General features: G+C 65.4%; 17 protein-coding genes. 4 read left to right on the plus strand and 13 right to left on the minus strand.

Going from position 1 to position 18,090, the window contains the following annotated elements; all coding sequences use genetic code 11:
• Positions 1–75 precede the first annotated feature (75 nt).
• A complete protein-coding gene (locus AC13FW_RS16045; protein ID WP_282269672.1) occupies positions 76–1,371 on the minus strand; it encodes an acetyl-CoA C-acetyltransferase in 1,296 nt (431 codons plus the stop codon).
• Between the two features lie 90 nt (positions 1,372–1,461).
• On the opposite strand from AC13FW_RS16045, the gene AC13FW_RS16050 reads away from it, so the two are divergent.
• On the plus strand, positions 1,462–2,349 hold the full coding sequence (locus tag AC13FW_RS16050) for a hypothetical protein (protein WP_282269675.1): 888 nt from the start codon (positions 1,462–1,464) through the stop codon (positions 2,347–2,349).
• Between the two features lie 131 nt (positions 2,350–2,480).
• On the opposite strand, the gene AC13FW_RS16055 is transcribed toward AC13FW_RS16050, so the two are convergent.
• Genes AC13FW_RS16055 through AC13FW_RS16075 form a run of 5 tightly spaced genes read right to left on the minus strand, consistent with a single transcriptional unit; the run spans position 2,481 to position 7,027 of the window.
• Positions 2,481–3,095 carry a superoxide dismutase family protein gene (locus tag AC13FW_RS16055; RefSeq protein ID WP_282269676.1) on the minus strand — a complete coding sequence of 205 codons (615 nt, stop codon included), beginning with the start codon at positions 3,093–3,095 and terminating at the stop codon, positions 2,481–2,483.
• A 55-nt stretch (positions 3,096–3,150) separates the two neighbouring features.
• Positions 3,151–3,723 (minus strand): superoxide dismutase family protein, encoded by a 573-nt coding sequence (locus AC13FW_RS16060; RefSeq protein WP_481533920.1) that lies wholly within the window; start codon positions 3,721–3,723, stop codon positions 3,151–3,153.
• A 41-nt stretch (positions 3,724–3,764) separates the two neighbouring features.
• Complete coding sequence (gene ntrC / locus AC13FW_RS16065; RefSeq protein ID WP_296248486.1) at positions 3,765–5,213, minus strand: nitrogen regulation protein NR(I); 1,449 nt, start codon at positions 5,211–5,213, stop codon at positions 3,765–3,767.
• Positions 5,206–6,261, minus strand: a complete 1,056-nt coding sequence (locus AC13FW_RS16070) for a two-component system sensor histidine kinase NtrB (RefSeq protein ID WP_482989723.1) — start codon at positions 6,259–6,261, stop codon at positions 5,206–5,208. Before AC13FW_RS16070 ends, ntrC begins: the two co-directional genes overlap by 8 nt.
• A 28-nt stretch (positions 6,262–6,289) precedes the next feature.
• Positions 6,290–7,027 carry an N-acetylmuramoyl-L-alanine amidase gene (locus AC13FW_RS16075; RefSeq protein WP_482989724.1) on the minus strand — a complete coding sequence of 246 codons (738 nt, stop codon included), beginning with the start codon at positions 7,025–7,027 and terminating at the stop codon, positions 6,290–6,292.
• A gap of 243 nt (positions 7,028–7,270) precedes the next feature.
• Here AC13FW_RS16075 and AC13FW_RS16080 point away from each other — a divergent pair, with 243 nt between their 5' ends.
• Positions 7,271–7,489, plus strand: a complete 219-nt coding sequence (locus tag AC13FW_RS16080) for a DUF6500 family protein (protein WP_282269685.1) — start codon at positions 7,271–7,273, stop codon at positions 7,487–7,489.
• A gap of 222 nt (positions 7,490–7,711) precedes the next feature.
• On the opposite strand, the gene AC13FW_RS16085 is transcribed toward AC13FW_RS16080, so the two are convergent.
• The 3 genes from AC13FW_RS16085 to glnA form a co-directional block, all read right to left on the minus strand.
• The gene (locus tag AC13FW_RS16085) at positions 7,712–9,136 is read right to left on the minus strand and encodes an ammonium transporter (protein ID WP_482989725.1); all 1,425 of its coding nucleotides are present in this window, start codon (positions 9,134–9,136) and stop codon (positions 7,712–7,714) included.
• Positions 9,137–9,226: 90 nt separating this feature from the next.
• Positions 9,227–9,565 carry a P-II family nitrogen regulator gene (locus tag AC13FW_RS16090; RefSeq protein WP_057627937.1) on the minus strand — a complete coding sequence of 113 codons (339 nt, stop codon included), beginning with the start codon at positions 9,563–9,565 and terminating at the stop codon, positions 9,227–9,229.
• Between the two features lie 379 nt (positions 9,566–9,944).
• A complete protein-coding gene (gene glnA, locus AC13FW_RS16095) occupies positions 9,945–11,354 on the minus strand; it encodes a type I glutamate--ammonia ligase (protein WP_481533925.1) in 1,410 nt (469 codons plus the stop codon).
• A 212-nt stretch (positions 11,355–11,566) separates the two neighbouring features.
• On the opposite strand from glnA, the gene AC13FW_RS16100 reads away from it, so the two are divergent.
• The gene (locus AC13FW_RS16100; protein WP_296252737.1) at positions 11,567–12,361 is read left to right on the plus strand and encodes an undecaprenyl-diphosphate phosphatase; all 795 of its coding nucleotides are present in this window, start codon (positions 11,567–11,569) and stop codon (positions 12,359–12,361) included.
• A gap of 83 nt (positions 12,362–12,444) precedes the next feature.
• A complete protein-coding gene (locus AC13FW_RS16105; protein ID WP_482989726.1) occupies positions 12,445–13,269 on the plus strand; it encodes a DUF4377 domain-containing protein in 825 nt (274 codons plus the stop codon).
• A 175-nt stretch (positions 13,270–13,444) separates the two neighbouring features.
• Here the strand turns inward: AC13FW_RS16105 and AC13FW_RS16110 are convergent, their stop codons facing one another.
• The 4 genes from AC13FW_RS16110 to AC13FW_RS16125 are packed head-to-tail and all read right to left on the minus strand — an operon-like array spanning position 13,445 to position 18,033.
• Positions 13,445–14,056, minus strand: a complete 612-nt coding sequence (locus AC13FW_RS16110) for a YbhB/YbcL family Raf kinase inhibitor-like protein (protein WP_482989727.1) — start codon at positions 14,054–14,056, stop codon at positions 13,445–13,447.
• 13 nt (positions 14,057–14,069) lie between these two features.
• Positions 14,070–16,139 (minus strand): tetratricopeptide repeat protein, encoded by a 2,070-nt coding sequence (locus AC13FW_RS16115; RefSeq protein WP_296252743.1) that lies wholly within the window; start codon positions 16,137–16,139, stop codon positions 14,070–14,072.
• Positions 16,140–16,197: 58 nt separating this feature from the next.
• Positions 16,198–17,184 (minus strand): YheT family hydrolase, encoded by a 987-nt coding sequence (locus AC13FW_RS16120; protein ID WP_481615515.1) that lies wholly within the window; start codon positions 17,182–17,184, stop codon positions 16,198–16,200.
• 57 nt (positions 17,185–17,241) lie between these two features.
• Positions 17,242–18,033 carry a lysophospholipid acyltransferase family protein gene (locus AC13FW_RS16125; protein ID WP_296252745.1) on the minus strand — a complete coding sequence of 264 codons (792 nt, stop codon included), beginning with the start codon at positions 18,031–18,033 and terminating at the stop codon, positions 17,242–17,244.
• Positions 18,034–18,090 lie beyond the last annotated feature (57 nt).

Below are 18,090 nucleotides of genomic sequence, written 5' to 3' on the forward strand. Positions count from 1 at the left end.
TGCCGAGCCATGCTCGGCAGAGGCGTTCCCGGTAATGCCTCGTGCCGAGCATGGCTCGGCACTACAAACGGCGCATCAGCGCTCGACGATGGCGACCACGCCCATGCCGCCGGCGGTGCAGATCGACACCAGTGCACGACCGCCGCCGCGGGCAGCCAGCTCCTTGGCCACGGTGCCGATGATGCGGGCGCCGGTGGCGGCGAACGGGTGGCCGGTGGCCAGCGACGAGCCCAGCGGGTTGATCTTGGCCGGGTCGATGCGGCCCAGCGCTGCATCCAGGCCCAGGCGGTTGCGGCAGTAGTCCTCGCTTTCCCAGGCGCTCAGCGTGCACAGCACCTGCGCGGCAAAGGCTTCGTGGATTTCATAGATATCGAAATCCTGCAGGGTCAGGCCATTGCGCTTGAGCATTTCCGGCACGGCGGTGGTCGGCGCCATCAGCAGGCCTTCGCCATGCACGAAGTCCACCGCCGAAACCTGCGAGTCACGCAGGTAGGCCAGCGGCTCGTGGCCGTGTGCACGTGCCCACTCCTCGCTGGCCAGCAGCACCGCCGCGGCGCCATCGGTCAACGGGGTGGAGTTGGCAGCGGTCAGGGTGCCGCGGCCAGAGGCCTTGTCGAAGGCCGGCTTCAAGGTGGCCAGCTTTTCCAGCGAGGTATCCGGGCGCAGGATATTGTCGCGCTCGACGCCGCGGAACGGTGCGATCAGGTCACTGAAGAAACCGCGCTCGTAAGCAGCAGCCAGCTTCTTGTGCGAAGACACCGCCCATTCGTCCTGCGCTTCACGCGAGATGTTCCATTCCTTGGCCATATCCTCGCAGTGGTCGCCCATGCTCTTGCCGGTACGCGGCTCGGCCACGCCCGGGAACTCGGGCTTGAGCTCGGAGAACTTGAAACCCTTGAGCAGGGTGCGGATCTTGTCACCAGTGCTCTTGGCGCGGTTGGCCGCCAGCAGGCGCGCGCGCAGCTTCTTGCCGTAGACGATCGGCACGTCGGAGGTGGTGTCGGAACCACCGCCGATGCCGGATTCGATCTGCCCCAGGGCGATCTTGTTGGCGACGGTGATGATGCTGTCCAGCGAAGTACCACAGGCACGTTGCAGGGTGATGCCCGGGGTCAGCGGCGACAGGCCGGACGACAGCGCGGCCTCGCGGCCGAGGTTCCAGTCGCTGGGATGCTTGATCACCGCGCCCATCGCTACTTCGCCCAACTGCTGGCCGTGCAGGCCGAACCGTTCAACAAGCGCCCCAAGCGTACGGACCGACATGCCAAGGTTGCCAACGTCCGAATAAGCGGTGTTCTGACGGCAGAACGGGATGCGGACACCACCGAGGATGGCGACGGGTCGAGCGCTGGGCATGCGGGTACCTGACATGGGAAAGAGTGTTCAAAGTGGCCTGCACGCGATAGCAGGCATAATGGTGTTGAGTGTAGCTTCGAGGCCGTGATGGGCCAACCGCGAATCATGAGCAATTCAAACCCCGACGTGAACGCCCTTGGCGTAGTGGCATTGGAACTGGCTGGCGGCGAGCAGCCCGGCAAGGCAGCCTTGGGCTCCGAGCAGGCAGGTGAGCTGGCTGCGCTGATCGGCCGTGACCTGACCAAGCTGGTACCGCAGGTCAGCGAACTGGACCTGGTATTCGCCGCCGCGCATTTCGACCCGGCCGAAGTCCTGCGTCCCGGCCTGCCCATTCATCGGCGCCTGGAAGAGCTGCAGATGCGCGCCCCCGGCCGCAATCATGGTGCTCGCCTGCTGGCGTTTGGTGCCGATGCCAATGGCGAGATCCCGCTACCGCTGCAGGCCGATCCCGCACTGACCGGCGGTGCGCTGCGACTGCTGCCGTTCGTGCTGGCTGGCGGTGAAGCGGCCGTGCGCCATGACGTGCGCGATGCGCTGGAAGACGTGCTGCTGGCCAATGGCATGGCACAACCGGACACCGCGCTGCTGGCACAGAACAGCTTTGCCGCACAGATCGAACACGCGCGCTATTTCACCGTCAACGACCTGGCCGCGATGATGGCCATGCAATATGACAACCAGGGCTTGGCCGATTTGTGGCCAATACTGGAGACAGCGATGTTCGCGCCGAACGAAGAACAATGGCTGGAGGCCTCACCCGAGCCGTTGCTGCGTTACGTCGGCGGCGAAGTGCGGATGGCCTTGTTCGATCCGGCCGGCTGGTGCGCGCATTACGCGCAGGACAAGAACGACTGCGATCGCCTGCAGCGCGTGTACGAGCAGTACATGATGCGCCAGCGGCAGATGGCCGCCGTGTTGGAAGCGCATGGCATCGATGTGCTGTATGTGCACGTGAATGCCGGGCAGGATGCGAAGGCCCTGCTGGCGCATTGAGTGCGCTCTGGTGAAAGCTGAAAAGGCCGCGTAAGCGGCCTTTTCTGTTTTGAAGCAGGGCGAAGCAGAGGCAGCAGCAACAGCACCCCTCCCCAACCCTCCCCTTCGCTGCGCGAAAGGGAGGGAGTCAATCACTGCACCTTGGTGATGACCGCGCACGCCAGGCGTGCACCTGCATTACCGGTCGGCTGGGTCTTGTAGTCGTCCGGGTCGGCGTGGACGATCAGGCCGCGGCCGACGATGTCGAAGCCATCGCCAACACCGACGTTGACGTTGCTCGCCACCGGGCCATCGATATGCGCGTTGCCCTGCGCGTCGGCCTTGATGTTGGGCATGTCGCCACCGTGATGCATGGCGGTGCTGATGCTGCCGTGCTCGCTGCTGCCCGGGTTGAAGTGGCCGCCTGCGCTGGTGCCATCCGGTGCACTGCAATCGCCCTTCTCGTGGATGTGGAAGCCGTGCTCGCTGTCCGGCTTCAAGCCGGTGATGTCGCCGCTGGCGCGCAGCTGGCCGTCGACCAGGCTGAAGTTGATGGTGCCGGCGACCGTGCTGTCCTTGGTCGGCTGCAACTGTGCGGTGGCGATCGGCTTGGCCATTTCCGGCGGTGCGGCCGGGTCGGCAACTGGCGTGGTGGCCGCTTCAGCGGCGACGGTCTCAGCCGGTGCGGCATCGGGCTCTGCGCCCTTGTTGCAGGCGGTGAGGGCCAGGGCGCTGGCGAGGAACAGGCTGGTGTGGATCAGTCGCATTGGTTGACTCCCTTGCTGGTCTGGATCGAATCCGGATTGGAATTGCAGGTGGCGCTCAACGCACCACACGAATCACCGCACAGGCGACACGCGCACCTGCATTGCCGGCCGGTTGGCTGCGGTAATCATCGGCTGACGCATGTACCACCAGTGCGCGCCCAGCGACATCGTTTGCAGCACCACCGCCGAGGGTAACGCCGCGAAGATGAACGTCCACGTTCGCCACGCCTTTGGCATCGGCCTGCAGGTTGTCCATGTCGCCGGCATGATGCGCGCCGCCAGCGGCGCGGCCGTGCTGCTGCATGCCCGGGTTGAAGTGGCCGCCGGCGCTGCTGGCATCCACCGCGCTGCAATCGCCTTTCTCATGCACATGGAAGGCGGCCTGCTGGCCGCGCGGCAAGCCACCGATCACACCGGTGATATGCACGCCGCCCGCTTCCGGCACCAGTGCGAGACGGCCACTGACCAGACTGGCCGAGGCCGGTGCGAGATTCGCTTCGGCCATCCTGGCGGTGCTGACCGTTGCCACCGGCGGCGGCGCCTCCGGCTTGGGTGCGGGCGTCGATCCGCAGGCGCTGAGCAGCAGCGCTGCAGCGACGGCGGCGGTAATGGGTAGCAGGATGCGCATCGATATCTCCTTGCAACAGATCAGGCGGGCCGGTGCCATGTTCAACTGCCGCGACGGCGGCCAGGCCCAAGTTTGCGGGTAACGGTGTTACGGCCAAGTCCGAGCCGGGTCGCGGCATCGGCACGGTGGCCATCGGTGAAATCCAGTGCCACTTCCAGCAGCACGTTGTCCAGGCGCTCACGCGCCTCGGCATGCAGGCCACTGGCGCCTTCGGCCAAACGCTGCCTGGCCCATGCCGCCAAGGCCTTGTCCCAGTGCTGCGGCGCCACCGCGGCAGTGCTGCCGTTGGCACGCCCGCCGCGATTCAAGGCGGCCTGTACATCATCGGCCGATACCGTATCGGCGACAGCCAATGCCGCCAGGCGCCAGCAGACGTTCTCCAGCTCGCGGACGTTGCCCGGCCAGTGGTGCTCGCGCAGCGCTTTCACCGCAGCAACCGACAGACGCTTGGGCGGCATGTCGAGTCGCCGCGCGGCATTGGCCAGGAAGTTCTCGGCCAGCTGCGGCACATCGCCCAGACGCTCACGGAGTGGCGGCAGCAGCAACCGCACCATGTCCAGCCGGTGCAGCAGGTCGGCACGGAAGCGCCCTTGTTCGACCAGCGTTTCCAGGTCCTGGTGGGTGGCTGCAACCACGCGTACGTCGACGCGGATCAGCTCGCGGCCACCAACGCGGAAGAACTCGCCTTCGGCCAGCACGCGCAGCAATCGCGTCTGCAGCGCCAGCGGCATGTCGCCGATTTCATCGAGGAACAGGGTGCCGCCGTCGGCCTGCTCGAAGCGGCCGATGTGGCGCTTGGTCGCGCCGGTGAAGGCGCCTGCTTCGTGACCGAACAGTTCGCTTTCCAGCAGCTCGGCCGGGATCGCAGCGGTGTTCAACGCTACGAACGGGCCTTTTGCGCGCGGTGACTCGCGATGCAGGGCGTTGGCCACCAACTCCTTGCCGGTGCCGGTCTCGCCATTGATCAGCACCGACAGCGGTGCCTGCGCGAGACGGCCGATGGCGCGGAACAGCGCGCGCATGGCGGGTGTGTCACCGATCAGCTGCGGTGGGCCTTCTTCCTTCTGCGCTGTCGCAGGCGGCAGTGCCACCGGCTGCGGCAGCTCTTCGGCTTCGGGCAGCGCGCGCCGCGCCAGCTCCACCGCATCGTCCAGGTCGAAGGGCTTGGACAGGAATTCATGCGCACCACCACGGAACGCGCCAGCGGTGCTCGCCACGTCGGTATAGGCCGACATCACGATTACCGGCAGCTGCGGATGCGCCGCCTTGAGCTTGTCCAGCAATACCAGTCCATCGTCACCGGGCATGCGTACATCGGTGAACAGCAGATCCGGCACCGGTTGCCGCGCCATCGCGCCCAATGCGGCGGCAGCACTGTCGAAACCTTCCACCGTGTAGCCGGCATCGCGCAAGGCGGTGGTCAGGACGAAACGCACCGAGCGATCGTCATCGACGACCCAGACGGTCGCGGCCTGCGTGGACTTAGGCATCTGCCACCTCCGGCGCTTCCTCGGCGGCTGGCAATGGCAGCAGCACGGTGAACACGGTGTGGCCGGGACGCGAGCGGTAACTCAAGGTGCCGCGGTGTTCGCGTGCGACCTGCTGGGCCAGTGCCAGTCCGAGACCGGTACCTTCGGCGCGGCCGCTGACCAGCGGCAGGAACAGGTGCTCGGCCAGTTCTTCCGGCACGCCACGGCCGTCATCGGCCACTTCCAGCCGCAGGGCAAGCGCATAGGGCTGCTCGGCGATGCGCAGGCCGTGCTCGACGCGGGTGCGCAGGGTGACGCTGGTGGCGCCAGCCTGGATCGCGTTGCGTACCAGGTTCAACAAAGCCTGGGTGAGGCGGTCGCCATCACCGGGGAACTCGGGAATGCTGGGATCGTAATCACGCAGCAGGCGCACCGACCAGCCAGCTTCGTTCTCGACCAGGCGCAGCACGCGTTCCAGCGCGGCATGGATGTTCAGCGGCGCATGCGGGCGCTGTGGTGCCGGCGACAGCAGTTGCTCCAGCAGGGTATTGAGCCGTTCGATCTCGGCGCCGATCAATTCGATCAGTTCGCGCTCGTCGGCATCGCGCCCGCTCGCACGCCTCGCCAGCAGCTGCGCCGCGCCTTTCAGGCCGGCCAGCGGATTGCGCAGCTCATGGGCCAGGCCCTTCAAGGCCGCACTGAACGCGCCGGGCAAGACCTGCGCCGGGTCCGTACCCTGGAACTCGTCCACCGGGTGCGCTTCCAGCAGCCAACCGCCCTGCTCCACGCCGCTCAGCCAGCCATCGGCGAAACGCGGTGTCTCTCCCGGCAGGGCCAGGGTCAGCCGTGGCAGGCGGCTCATGTCGGTGGTTGGATTGGCCAGGCGCTGTGCCAGCACCTCGCCCTGCGCTTCCAGCGACACCAGCGGCTGGCCCAGAAGGCGCCGCACACTGACCCCCAGCCACCGGCAGAAGGCCGGATTGGCACCCTGGATGCGGCCGTCCGCGCCACACCAGACCAGTGGCGTGGCCAGCAACTCCGGAGTGGGCGAGAAATCGGCGTCGGTCATTGCACCAATATAGTGCAAAGCGAGCCGATCACTGCTTCTGCTGCAGCAGGGAATACAGGATGCGGGCGTCCTCGGCGTCCAGCTCGGCCGGCAGGCTGTCGCTGCCACGGAAACGACGGTGGAAGGCACGCGCAGCGGCAGCGCGGTTGTCCAGCGCGTAACCGAAGGCCTGCATCGCCATCCAGCTGTCAAAACCGGCCGGCGCCGGGCCGTGCTTCGGGTCTGGCCACAGGCCGAAACCGGCTTCGGCCAGCTGCTGCCACGGGAAGTAACGGCTGGGATCGGCCTTGCGGGTCGGGGCCAGGTCGGCGTGGCCGATGATCTGGCTGCGCGGGATGTTGTAGCGCTTGCAGAGGTCGTCGAGCAGGCGCAGCAGGCTGGCGATCTGCGGCTGGGTGAACGGGCTGTCGCCGTTGTTGTCGATCTCGATGCCGATCGACGTCGAGTTGAGGTCGGTGAAGCCGCCCCAGCGGCCACCACCGGCATGCCAGGCGCGTTCGCCATCGGCCACCAGCTGGTAGAGCTCACCATCGCTGCCGACCAGGTAGTGCGAGCTGACCTTGCCGCCGCTGTTGGCGCTGCGCAGCGTGTCCAGGCTCTCCTGCACCGAGTCCTGCTCGGTATGGTGCAGCACGATCAACACCGGCTGGCGATCGTTGTAGTTCGGTGACGGCACCCAGTGCGCGAGCGGATTGCGCTCGGGCGTGGAGGTACAGGCAGTCAGCGTGGCCAACAGGGCGAGCGGCAACAGCAGTTTGGTCTTCATATGGGCCATTGCACGTTGCCGGGCGTTGCTTTGCAAGTGCGCTCGGGCATGGAACGACAACTGGGCCGATGACGGCGGCGATGTGGCTTGCTTGCATTGGAGGGCCTGCTCAGGGAGTTGGGGAGCCGACGTGATGCCGGCATGGAACATGCGTTGCATGTTCAAAACGCTTTCCGCTGGGGATGGCTGGCCGATGTGGCTAGGCTATGCAGATGGATGGTTCGTCGATCTGCTGGAGCGGCAATGCGTGATTCACTGAAACAGAAAATTGTTGCGGTCTGCGATGCAAAGGTTGCGGCGAAGGGGCCGACGGTTGGGTTGTCGTTCTATGCGTTTTTTGCGAATCGGAATGATGATCCGGAACTGCTGATGGAAGCGGCTACGTGGTGGATCAAGATCCATCGCCTGGATCACTTTGAGAAGGCTGAGAAGGTGAAGGCGTTGGTGCTGGCAGAGGGATGACGCACACTGGGTTTCTTCGGTTTGATGCCGGCTGTGCGGTGATGCTGCTTCGCCGCACCCTCTCCCCAACCCCTCTCCCGGAGGGAGAGGGGCTCTCTGTATTGCCGAGCCATGCTCGGCAGGGGCTTTCCCGGTGATGCCTCAAATGCTGCCCTCACCCCAACCCCTCTCCCGCAGGCGGGAGAGGGGCTTTGGTTTTCTGCAGGATCGGGGTTAACGCGGTCAGGCCTCGTAGGCCGATTCGCCGTGGGTGGTGACGTCCAGGCCGGTGCGCTCGGCTTCTTCGCTGACGCGCAGGCCAACCAGGGCACGAACCACCAGCAGGATGACGGCGGTGACCACGGCCGACCACAGCACGGTGAAGCCGACGCTGACCACCTGCACCCAGACCTGATGGGCGATATCCAGATCGACCTTGGTGCCACCCAGCGACTGCGCGCTGAACACGCCGGTGAGGATGGCGCCGACAATGCCGCCCACGCCATGCACGCCGAACACGTCGGCGGTGTCATCGGCCTTCAGCAGGCGCTTCAAGCCGGTAACACCCCAGACGCAGATGATGCCGGTGACAAACCCAATCACGATGGCGCCCATTGGACCAACCGTGCCGCAGGCCGGCGTTACACCGACCAGACCAGCCACCGCGCCCGAGGCTGCGCCAAGCGCCGACGGATGGCCCTTGGTGACGGCTTCGACCAGCGTCCAGCCCAACACGGCGGCGGCGGTTGCCAGCACGGTGTTGATGAAGGCCAGCGAGGCGACGGTGTCGGCAGCGGCGGCCGAGCCGGCGTTGAAGCCGAACCAGCCCACCCACAGCAGCATCGCACCGATCCAGGTCAGCGGCAGGTTGTGCGGCTTCAACGCGGTCTGGCCATAACCCAGGCGCTTGCCGACGAACCATGCGGCAACCAGGCCGGCGACACCGGCATTGATGTGCACCACGGTGCCGCCGGCAAAATCGATTGCGCCCATCTCACCGAGATAGCCGCCGCCCCAGACGATGTGCGCCATCGGGATGTAGCTCAGGGTGAACCACAGCGCCGAGAACAGCAGCACCGCGCGGAACTTGATGCGCTCGGCGAAGGCACCGACGATCAGCGCGGTGGTGATGCCGGCGAAGGTCGACTGGAAGGCCACGAACAGGAAGTCCGGCAGGCCGGCGATCGGCGTATTGCCCACCGAGTCCGGGGTGAAGCCCTTGAGGAAGGCGAACTCGGTGAAGGAACCAAAGAACTGGTTGCCCGCACTGAATACCGCGCTGTAGCCGTAAGCCACCCACAGGATCAGCACCAGCGAGAACACCACCAGCACCTGGCTGAGCACCGACAGCACGTTCTTGGCCCGCACCAGCCCGCCATAGAACAGCGCAAGGCCGGGCACCACCATCATCAGCACCAGCAAGGTGGCGGTGAGCATCCACGCCACGTCGCCCTTGTCGAAGCTGGGTGCAGCTTCTGCTTCAGCAGCAGGTGCGGCTGCAGCCTCTGCCGGCGCGGCCGCCACTTCAGTGGCAGCTGCAGGTGGCGCCTGCGTGTCCTGTGCCCAGGCACTGCTGGTAAACATGCCCAGCAGCATTGCGGTGAGCATGAAAGACAGGCACAGGCCTCCGAGCCGGGCTTTCAACCCGGTGAAAAATTCCGTTCGCATTGTCGACTCCGGTTGTGGGGGTGGAACCTGCCAGCGACCTGTTGTCACCTGGCGGTCGCTGCCGCCGGAGGACGGGTCGGTAGCGGGCTCTTAAAGCGCGTCGGCGCCTGTTTCGCCGGTGCGGATACGCACCACTTGTTCAAGCGCGGTAACGAAGATCTTGCCGTCACCGATCTTGCCGGTGCCAGCTGCGCCCTGCAGGGCTTCGATCACCGCCTCGACGTTGTCGTCGGTGACGGCGGTTTCGATGCGGATCTTGGGGAGGAAATCGACGACGTATTCGGCGCCACGGTACAGCTCGGTGTGGCCTTTCTGCCGTCCAAAGCCCTTGACCTCGGTGACGGTGATGCCGGAAACGCCTGCGGCGCCCAAGGCTTCACGCACTTCGTCGAGCTTGAATGGACGGATGATCGCGGAGATTAATTTCATGCGCATGTCCCGATGTGGAGGAGACCGGCCTGCGGCTGCGGGCCGGCATCGTGTCTTCCACCGGCCGTTGTGCGGCCGCTGGCTGTTGCGCCGAACGCATCATGGGCCTGGCTGTTGCCGCCGGCATCGCTGCCGGCGACCGCAACCACGCGGGAGGGAGGAGTGGCCCATGCCGCGCGCTCGGATTCTCTTGCCCCTGCAGGTGTGTTGCTGGCTGTTGCTTCGCCTGTGTGCTCCCCAGCAACAAAGGCGGCGGCGATGGACGCAGATGGGAGGGGGAGGGTCCACGCCACCGCCGCCTAAAAACAGCTAGTAACTACACCTGGTGTTGCCGGCGGCCAGCGCGATGCGAGGGCCGCCGTTACATCAGTTTGTTGACTCAGCTTGCGTAGTACAGCTGGTATTCGAGCGGGTGGGTCGCTGCGCGGAACGCGGTGACTTCCTTCATCTTCAACGCGATGTAAGCGTCGATGAAGTCGTCGCTCATCACGCCGCCGGCCTTGAGGAACTCGCGGTCCTTGTCCAGCGCCTCCAGTGCCTGGTCCAGCGAGGAACAGACCTGCGGGATCAGCTTCTCTTCTTCCGGCGGCAGGTCGTACAGATCCTTGTCGCTCGGTGCGCCCGGGTCGATCTGGTTCTTGATGCCGTCCAGGCCGGCCATCATCAGCGCGGTGAAGGTCAGGTAGCCGGACTGGATCGGATCCGGGAAACGCATTTCGATGCGGCGTGCCTTCGGGTTGGACACCCACGGAATGCGGCACGACGCCGAACGGTTGCGCGCCGAGTAGGCCAGCATCACCGGTGCCTCGAAGCCCGGGACCAGGCGCTTGTAGCTGTTGGTGCCGGAGTTGGCGAAGGCATTGATGGCACGGGCGTGCTTGAAGATGCCGCCGATGTACCACAGCGCCATCTGGCTCAGGCCGCCGTAACCGTCACCGGAGAACAGGTTGTTGCCACCCTTGGCCAGCGACTGGTGCACGTGCATGCCGCTGCCGTTGTCGCCGACCAGCGGCTTGGGCATGAAGGTGACGGTCTTGCCGTTGCGATGGGCAACGTTCTTGATGACGTGCTTCATGCGCTGCAGTTCGTCGGCCTTGGTCACCAGCGTGTTGAACTTGGCGCCGATCTCGCACTGGCCGGCATTGGCCACTTCGTGGTGGTGCACTTCGACTTCGATGCCGACCTTTTCCAGCACCTTGCACATCTCGGCGCGGATATCGTGCAGCGAATCGGTCGGCGGCACCGGGAAGTAACCGCCCTTCACCGCAGGACGGTAGCCGGTGTTGGTGCCGTCGTAGCTCTTGCCGGTGTTCCAGGAGCCTTCCTCGGAGTTGATCTTGAAGAAGGTGTGGCCCATGTCGTTGGCGAACTGGACCGAATCGAAGATGAAGAATTCCGGTTCCGGGCCGAAGAAGGCCAGGTCGGCGATGCCCGAGGACTTCAGGTACGACTCGGCGCGCTTGGCGATGCCGCGCGGGCAGCGGCCGTAGCCCTGCATGGTGGCCGGGTCGAGCACGTCACAGGTCAGCACCAGGGTCGGGTCGGCGTAGAACGGGTCAACGTAGGCGCTGGCCGGGTCCGGCATCAGCACCATGTCCGACTCGGCGATGCCCTTCCAACCGGCGATCGAGCTGCCATCGAACATCTTGCCTTCTTCAAACAGCGACGGCTCGATGATCGATGCCGGGAAGGTCACGTGCTGCTCGATGCCACGCATGTCGACGAAACGCAGGTCGATGAACTCGATCTGGTTGTCCTTGATCAGCTTCTCAACGTTTTCCAGGGACATCGGGTGAAACCTCGGATGGATGAAGAATGTGTGTATTAAAGCAAACGCCGTGCCAACTTTTGAAACGGCGTAAGTAATTGTTTTAACTAGTCAATGGTTGCACTTGCACCTTTATGGTCGCACCGCATTGGTGCTATGTATACGTCATGCACCGTTCTGGTGCGAAAAGCGCAATGGACTATGCTGTGCCCGACTCCCCTCAATCCGCTTCCATGTCCGACCTGCTCTCCGCCCTGCTCCTTGGCATCCTCGAAGGCCTCACCGAATTCCTCCCGATCTCCAGCACCGGCCACCTGCTGATCGCCCAGCATTGGCTGGGTGAGCGCTCGGATTTCTTCAACATCGTCATCCAGGCCGGCGCCATCATCGCCGTCACCCTGGTGCTCCGGCAGCGGCTGTGGTCGCTGGCCACCGGCTTGAACCAGCGCGAGAACCGCGACTACGTGATGAAGCTGGGCGTGGCCTTCCTGGTCACCGCGCTGGTCGGCCTGCCGGTGCGCCTGGCTGGCTGGGAACTGCCCGAAACCGTTACCCCGGTGGCCTGGGCGCTGGTCATCGGCGGCGTCTGGATGCTGGTCGCCGAGCGTTTTGCCGCACGCATGCCCGACAACGAAACGGTGACCTGGAAGGTAGCCATCGCGGTCGGCCTGGCGCAGGTGGTGGCGGGCGTGTTCCCCGGTACCTCGCGTTCTGCCGCGGCCATATTCCTGGCCATGTTGCTGGGCCTGAGCCGGCGCTCGGCGGCAACCGAGTTCGTCTTCCTGGTCGGCATCCCGACCATGTTCGCCGCCAGCGCCTATGCGTTCCTGGAACTGGCCAAGGACGGCAAGCTTGGCAGCGAGAACTGGACCGATGTCGGCGTGGCCTTCGCCGCCGCCGTGGTCACCGGTTTCATTGTGGTCAAATGGCTGTTGAGCTATATCAAGCGTCATTCCTTCAGCGGCTTCGCCCTGTATCGGATCGCCTTGGGCATCGGCCTGCTGTTGTTTTTGCCTGCTGGAAACTGAATGCGTCACTGCGGAGTTGACCCCGGCGCCCACGCCGGGCCGTTTATCGCCCTGAATCTTTCCACGCTCCCAAGGAGTTCCAAATGAAGCGCATCCTCCTGTTGGCCCTGCCGTTCGCCCTGATGACCGCCTGCAGCAACCCGCCTGCCGCCAAGGACGCCACCGATCCGGCTGCCCCCGCTGCGACCGCAGCTGTCGCGACGCCTGCCGCTGCAACGGCGAACATCGACGCCAGCCAGCTCAGCGCCAACCACTGGCTGCTGGACAACGCCGTGGACGCCAGCGGAAAGCGCATCGACGGTCTGTTCGTGCAGGCTGACAAGCCGCTGACCCTGGACTTCAAGGACAACCGCCTGTCGGTCAGCAACGCCTGCAACAACATCGGCGGCGGTTACACGCTGGAAGCCGGTGCACTGACCGTCGGCAACCTGATGTCCACCAACAAGGCCTGCCAGGGCCCGCTGATGGCGGTTGACGGCCTGATCAGCGAGCGCCTGCAGGGCAAGCTGACCGTGCGCGCACTGGATGCTTCGGCACTGACCTTGGTGACCGCTTCCGGCGATGTGCTGAGCTTCCGCGCCGAGCCGACCGCCGAAACCCGCTACGGTGGCCCGGGCGAGACGGTGTTCATGGAAGTGGAGCCGCAGACCAAGCCCTGCCCGCACCCGCTGATGAAGGACGCCACCTGCCTGCAGGTGCGTGAGGTGAAGTACAACGAGCAGGGCCTGGAGCAGGGCAAGCGCGGTGAGTTCACCAACTTCTACGGCAACATCGAGGGTTACACCCACGAGCCAGGCGTGCGCAACGTACTGCGCCTGAAGCGTTACGAGATCAAGAACCCGCCGGCCGACGCCCCGTCGCAGGCCTATGTGCTGGACATGGTGGTGATGTCGGAAATGGCGAAGTAAGCCCGAAGGGCTTACGCAAACAGCAAGGGCGCCTGACGGCGCCCTTGCTGTTTTGTAGAGCCGAGCCATGCTCGGCTGGGGCATTACCGACAAAGCTTCACCTGTAGAGCCGAGCCATGCTCGGCTGGGGCAGTAACGGGAAAGCCTCTGCCGAGCATGGCTCGGCACTACCGATCTAGGCCAGCGCTTTGTTCAACGTATACGTGCCATGCACCGATGCCTCAGCCAACACATGGCCCTGCATGGCGCGGTACACATCGGCGGCGGTGAATGCACCGTCGACCGGCAGTCGCTCGACGTCCAGCGCGAACAACCGGAAGAAATAGCGGTGCAGGCGTTCGTCATTGAACGGCGGGTACGGGCCATCGTAGCCGTAGTAGGTACCACTCATCTGCGCATTGCCGGCAAACCAGCCGGTGTAATCGTTGATGCCCTGCCGCGCACCGGCCGGGCCAGCCGGCTGCGTCTTGCCGTGCGCGGTGAAGCCATCACTGCAGCTGCCGGCAGCGATTTCGCGCAGGTCCGCGGGAACATCCACCATCACCCAATGCACGAAGTCGGCACGCGGCTGGTCCAACGGAATGCTGACGTCCTCACGGCCAACCAGCTCGGCCACCGTCGGCACATCCGGGTCCACGCAGATCAGCGCGAACGAACGCGTGCCAGACGGCACATCGCTCCACGCCAACTGCGGGTTACGGTTGCCTGCGAAGCCATTGGCATCACCAGCGGCAAACTCGGCCGCAATCGCTTGCCCATTCTTAAAACTCTGACTATCCAGTTTCATCTTTGCTCCTTGATCATGCTTCGGGATAGCCCAGGCGCACGGCGACCGGGGTAAGCGCCGCAAATTCCGATGCCAGTGCCTGTGCGTAATGACGCCAATGGCCGGCGTCGATGGTGCTTGGACCCAGGCTGCGTACCGGCGGGAAACGCAGGCCAAAGGCCTGCTCCAACAATGCACCCATCGCCGCCGGATCATTCACCGCCTCGTCGGTATGAATGATCATGTGGGTATACAGATTCTGCTCATGCAACAACGCAACCTGCGCCAATGCACGCGCCAGCCACTGTGCGGCCTCGCTGGACGAGGTCACCGCCAACGGTGCCGGAGCACCCAATGCCAGCCATTCCACCAGCATGTCGCGCGGATCGCGCAGGGCAATGACCAGACGGCCTTCCGGCAGCTGCGGGCGCAGCGCCCACAGCAGCGCGTTGTCCCACCACAACAGCCAGTCGATCACGTTGCCGTCTTCGATGCCGCGTGCCGGCAGCGCTGCGCGCCACTGCTGCACCAGCTGTTCTGGTGTCAGCGCGTCGGTGGCCAGACGCTGCAGGGTCAGGAAGTTCTGGAACGCGTCATCGGGCGGCGCCGGTCCGAAACGATCATCGCGCAGTACTCGACTACCCGCCGCCATCACCGCTGCCACCCGCTCCACGCCCGAACCCGGTGCGCCCCACAGGAACATCGGTCGCATCGGATTGTCGCCAGCCACCTCACCCATCGGCGGCCACTCGGCCGGTGCACGGGCCTGCTGCGGCAGCGGCAGGCGGTTGGGTGCCAGTTCTTCGTGCAAGCTCAACCAAGTGGCAACTGCACCAGCACGATCACCCGCCCGGTCTTGGACAACGCCCAACCAAGTCTGTACAGAAGCACGCGCCTGCTTCGGCGCGTTGTCCACCAGTCCCTGCACATGCGCGATCGCCGCGCTCGGCTCGCGCTGCAACAGCGCTTCGACAATACGCTGTTCGCCACTGATCCGGCCCGGCTCCAGTGCGATGATGCGTTGGGCCACGGCTTCGGCCTCTTCGGCCTGTCCGTTCATATCGTGCAGGCTCATCCGCGCCTCCAGTGCCGGCAGATGCTCCGGCATCGCTGCCAGCCAACGCTCGACGACGTCTACCGCCTCTTCGCTGCCAACCCGGGCCACGGCCAAGCGTGCCATCCACAGATCATGCAACTGCGGGTGTGCCTGCACGGCCGCTTCCAGTTCGCTGCGGGCCTCTTCCTCGCGGCCCAGACGCTGCCACGCCATCAACAGCATCTGCAGCGTGGGGCGGTCACCCGGCACCTGCTGCAGCAACGGGCGCAGGTGCTCCAGCGCCTGCAATGGTTGTCCCGAGGCCAGCTCCAGTTCACCGGCCAGACGGCGCATGCCCGGGGTGTCACCCTGCGGCGTGGCCAATACTTCGCGCATCATTTCCGCCGCGTTGTCCAGGTGCCCCTGGCGCAGGGCCAGCTGCACCACCAACCCGCGCAGTGCGTGGTTGCCAGGGTTCAGTTCGATCACGCGACGGAACGCCTGTTCGGCGAAGGCGACCATGTCCTTGCCCAGATAGGCAAAGCCCAGCGCGTACAGCACGCGGACGTCGCCCGGCAGCTTGATGCTGGCAGCCGACAGAATCGCCAGCGCGCGATCAGCGTCGCCACGACGCAGGGCGACCATGCCTTCAATCGCGCCCAGCTCAGGGCTGTCCGGGTCAACACGCGCAGCCATGCGACCGAGGCGATCTGCTTCGTCGATATCGTCTCGGCCCAGCGCCAGATGCGCCTGCATCAGATAGGCGGAAAACTCGTTGGGATTCAGCGTGGTGCTGCGTTCCAACGCCTGCCCGGCGGCGTCGATCTGGCGCTGCGCCAACAGCAGGCCGGCGTGCTGCAGATGCAGTGCGGCGTCATCTGGTGCCAGCGCAAGCGCCTGATCCAGGCTGGCCTGGGACGACTCCAGCTGGCCTTGCTGCTGCAGTGCCAACGCCAACCAGCGATGGGCCTTGGCCTGCTGTGGTTCTGCGCCAACCCATGCCTGGGCCAGGCTCACGGCCTCGTCGGTGGCATTACGGCGCAGGGCTTCAATGATCTTGTCTTGCATGGCGGTCCAGCGTTAGCGCAAACCCGCATTGTAGCGGGCGCAGCCGCGCCCGCCGGGTTCAGGCGACGGCGGCGGCCAGATGCTGCGCCACCCAGCGCTCGGAGAAACCATCACCACGCAGGTTCTCGATGAAGCCGCAGTGGCCACCCCAGCGCGCGATCTCCAGATGCGCATCGGCCGGCAGCTGCCAGTGATCGAAGGTGGTGAAGGGGATCACCGGGTCGTCGGCGGCCATCAGGATGTGGGCCGGCACCTGCAACGCGGCCAGCTTGTTGCCGGCAATGGAGTAACCGTCGAAGTACTCCTGCAGCGAGCCGAAATCGGTATGGCGGTCGACCAGCCAACCGGTCAGTGCGCGGATATCCAGCTTCAACACGCTGTCGTCGCAGTCGGCCAGCTCGGGGAACAGCGCGCGCTTGCGGCGCAACGAACCGGTCCATTTGCGGCGGAAATACCAGTCGTACATCACCGGTCCGCGCTCGATGCTGTCCATGGTGATGGCCGGATCCAGCACCGGGCATACCGATGCCACGTGCAGCAGCGGCACGCCGGCGGCAGGCGCGTGCAGGGCCAGCCGCAGCACGAAGTTGCCGCCCAGCGAATAGCCCGCGGCGACCATCGGCAGGCCGGCAAAACGCTGCGCGACATCCGCGGCGGCGTTGACCACTTCGCCGATGCGGCAGGAGTGGAAGATGCCCGGATTGAGATGATGGGTATTGCCGTGGTCGCGGAAGTTCAACCGCACCACGTCAAAACCCTGCTCCAGCAGGCGTGCAGTGGTCATGCGCATGTAGCTGGATTCCGCGCTGCCCTCCCAGCCATGCAGCAGCAACGCCAGCGCCTTGGGCGGAGCGCCCTGGGGACGACTGTGCCAGGCCTGCAGGCGCACCCCTTCACCACCATCCAGGATCAGTTCCTGGGTCTGCGCCCCGCTGGCGGCCAACAGCTGTTGCCCACGTCGCAGCCGCAGCCGGCTCGATGCCAGCATCGACTGCAGGTGCGGATTACGCAGCCAGCGCGGCGGCTGGTAGTTGCAGGCGCTCAGCATGACCGACCCGGTTGGCGTTGACTGCCCAACACAGCGCTGGCCGTGATCCACACCTTACGGTCCTTCCATCACCGCCACGATGCGCGCACGCGAGGTCTCGGCGATACGCCGGCGGCCTTCCAGATCCTGGATGGCGATGGGCTCGAGGAAATGCACCTCGCCACGCCGTGCCGGCTCACCCAGCAGACGCAGGAAGTTGCCGGCGAAGCTCTCGCCCGGCCCGAACGCCACCGTGGTCTGCGCGTCGCCGCGCACGCCGTAACGCAGTGCGATCGGCTGCACCGGCACCCCGGCCTCGACCGCCGCCTGGAAGATACGTGCGTGGAACGGGCCGACTTCGCGGCCGCCGCGGGTGCGCCCTTCCGGGAACACCGCCACCGGCCGTTGTTCCTGCAGCCGCTTGACCATTTCCTCCATCACCCCGCCCAGCGATTCGGTGTTGCCACGCTGGTGGAAGATGGTGTGGCCACGGCTGGCGACCCAGCCAACCACCGGCCAGCTGGCGATCTCGCGCTTGGCGACGAAGCCGACCATCTTCTGGCTGTGGATCACGCAGATATCGACCCAACCCACATGGTTGGCGACGAACAGCACTGCACCGGGCAGGGGTTGGCCGACCCGCTGCAGGCGGAAGCCGAAGATCCACATCAGGCCCCCCGACCACCAGCGCACCACCCGCTCTTCCAGCGGGTTGCTGGCGGGGCCGATACGCCCCAACGGCTGCGTCATCAGCAGCAGGATCAGCGGCAGGAACAGGACAATGTGAACCAGTAGCAGCGGGGCGCGGTACAAGTAGCGGAACACGCGGGCCACACCGCCCTGGCGGGCGGGACGGGGGGAAGTCATCCGCGCACGATACCGGATGCGGTCCAGCTTCCGCCAGCACGGGGACCATGCCCCCTT

The sequence above is a fragment of the Stenotrophomonas sp. 21LCFQ19 genome, from assembly GCF_056861425.1.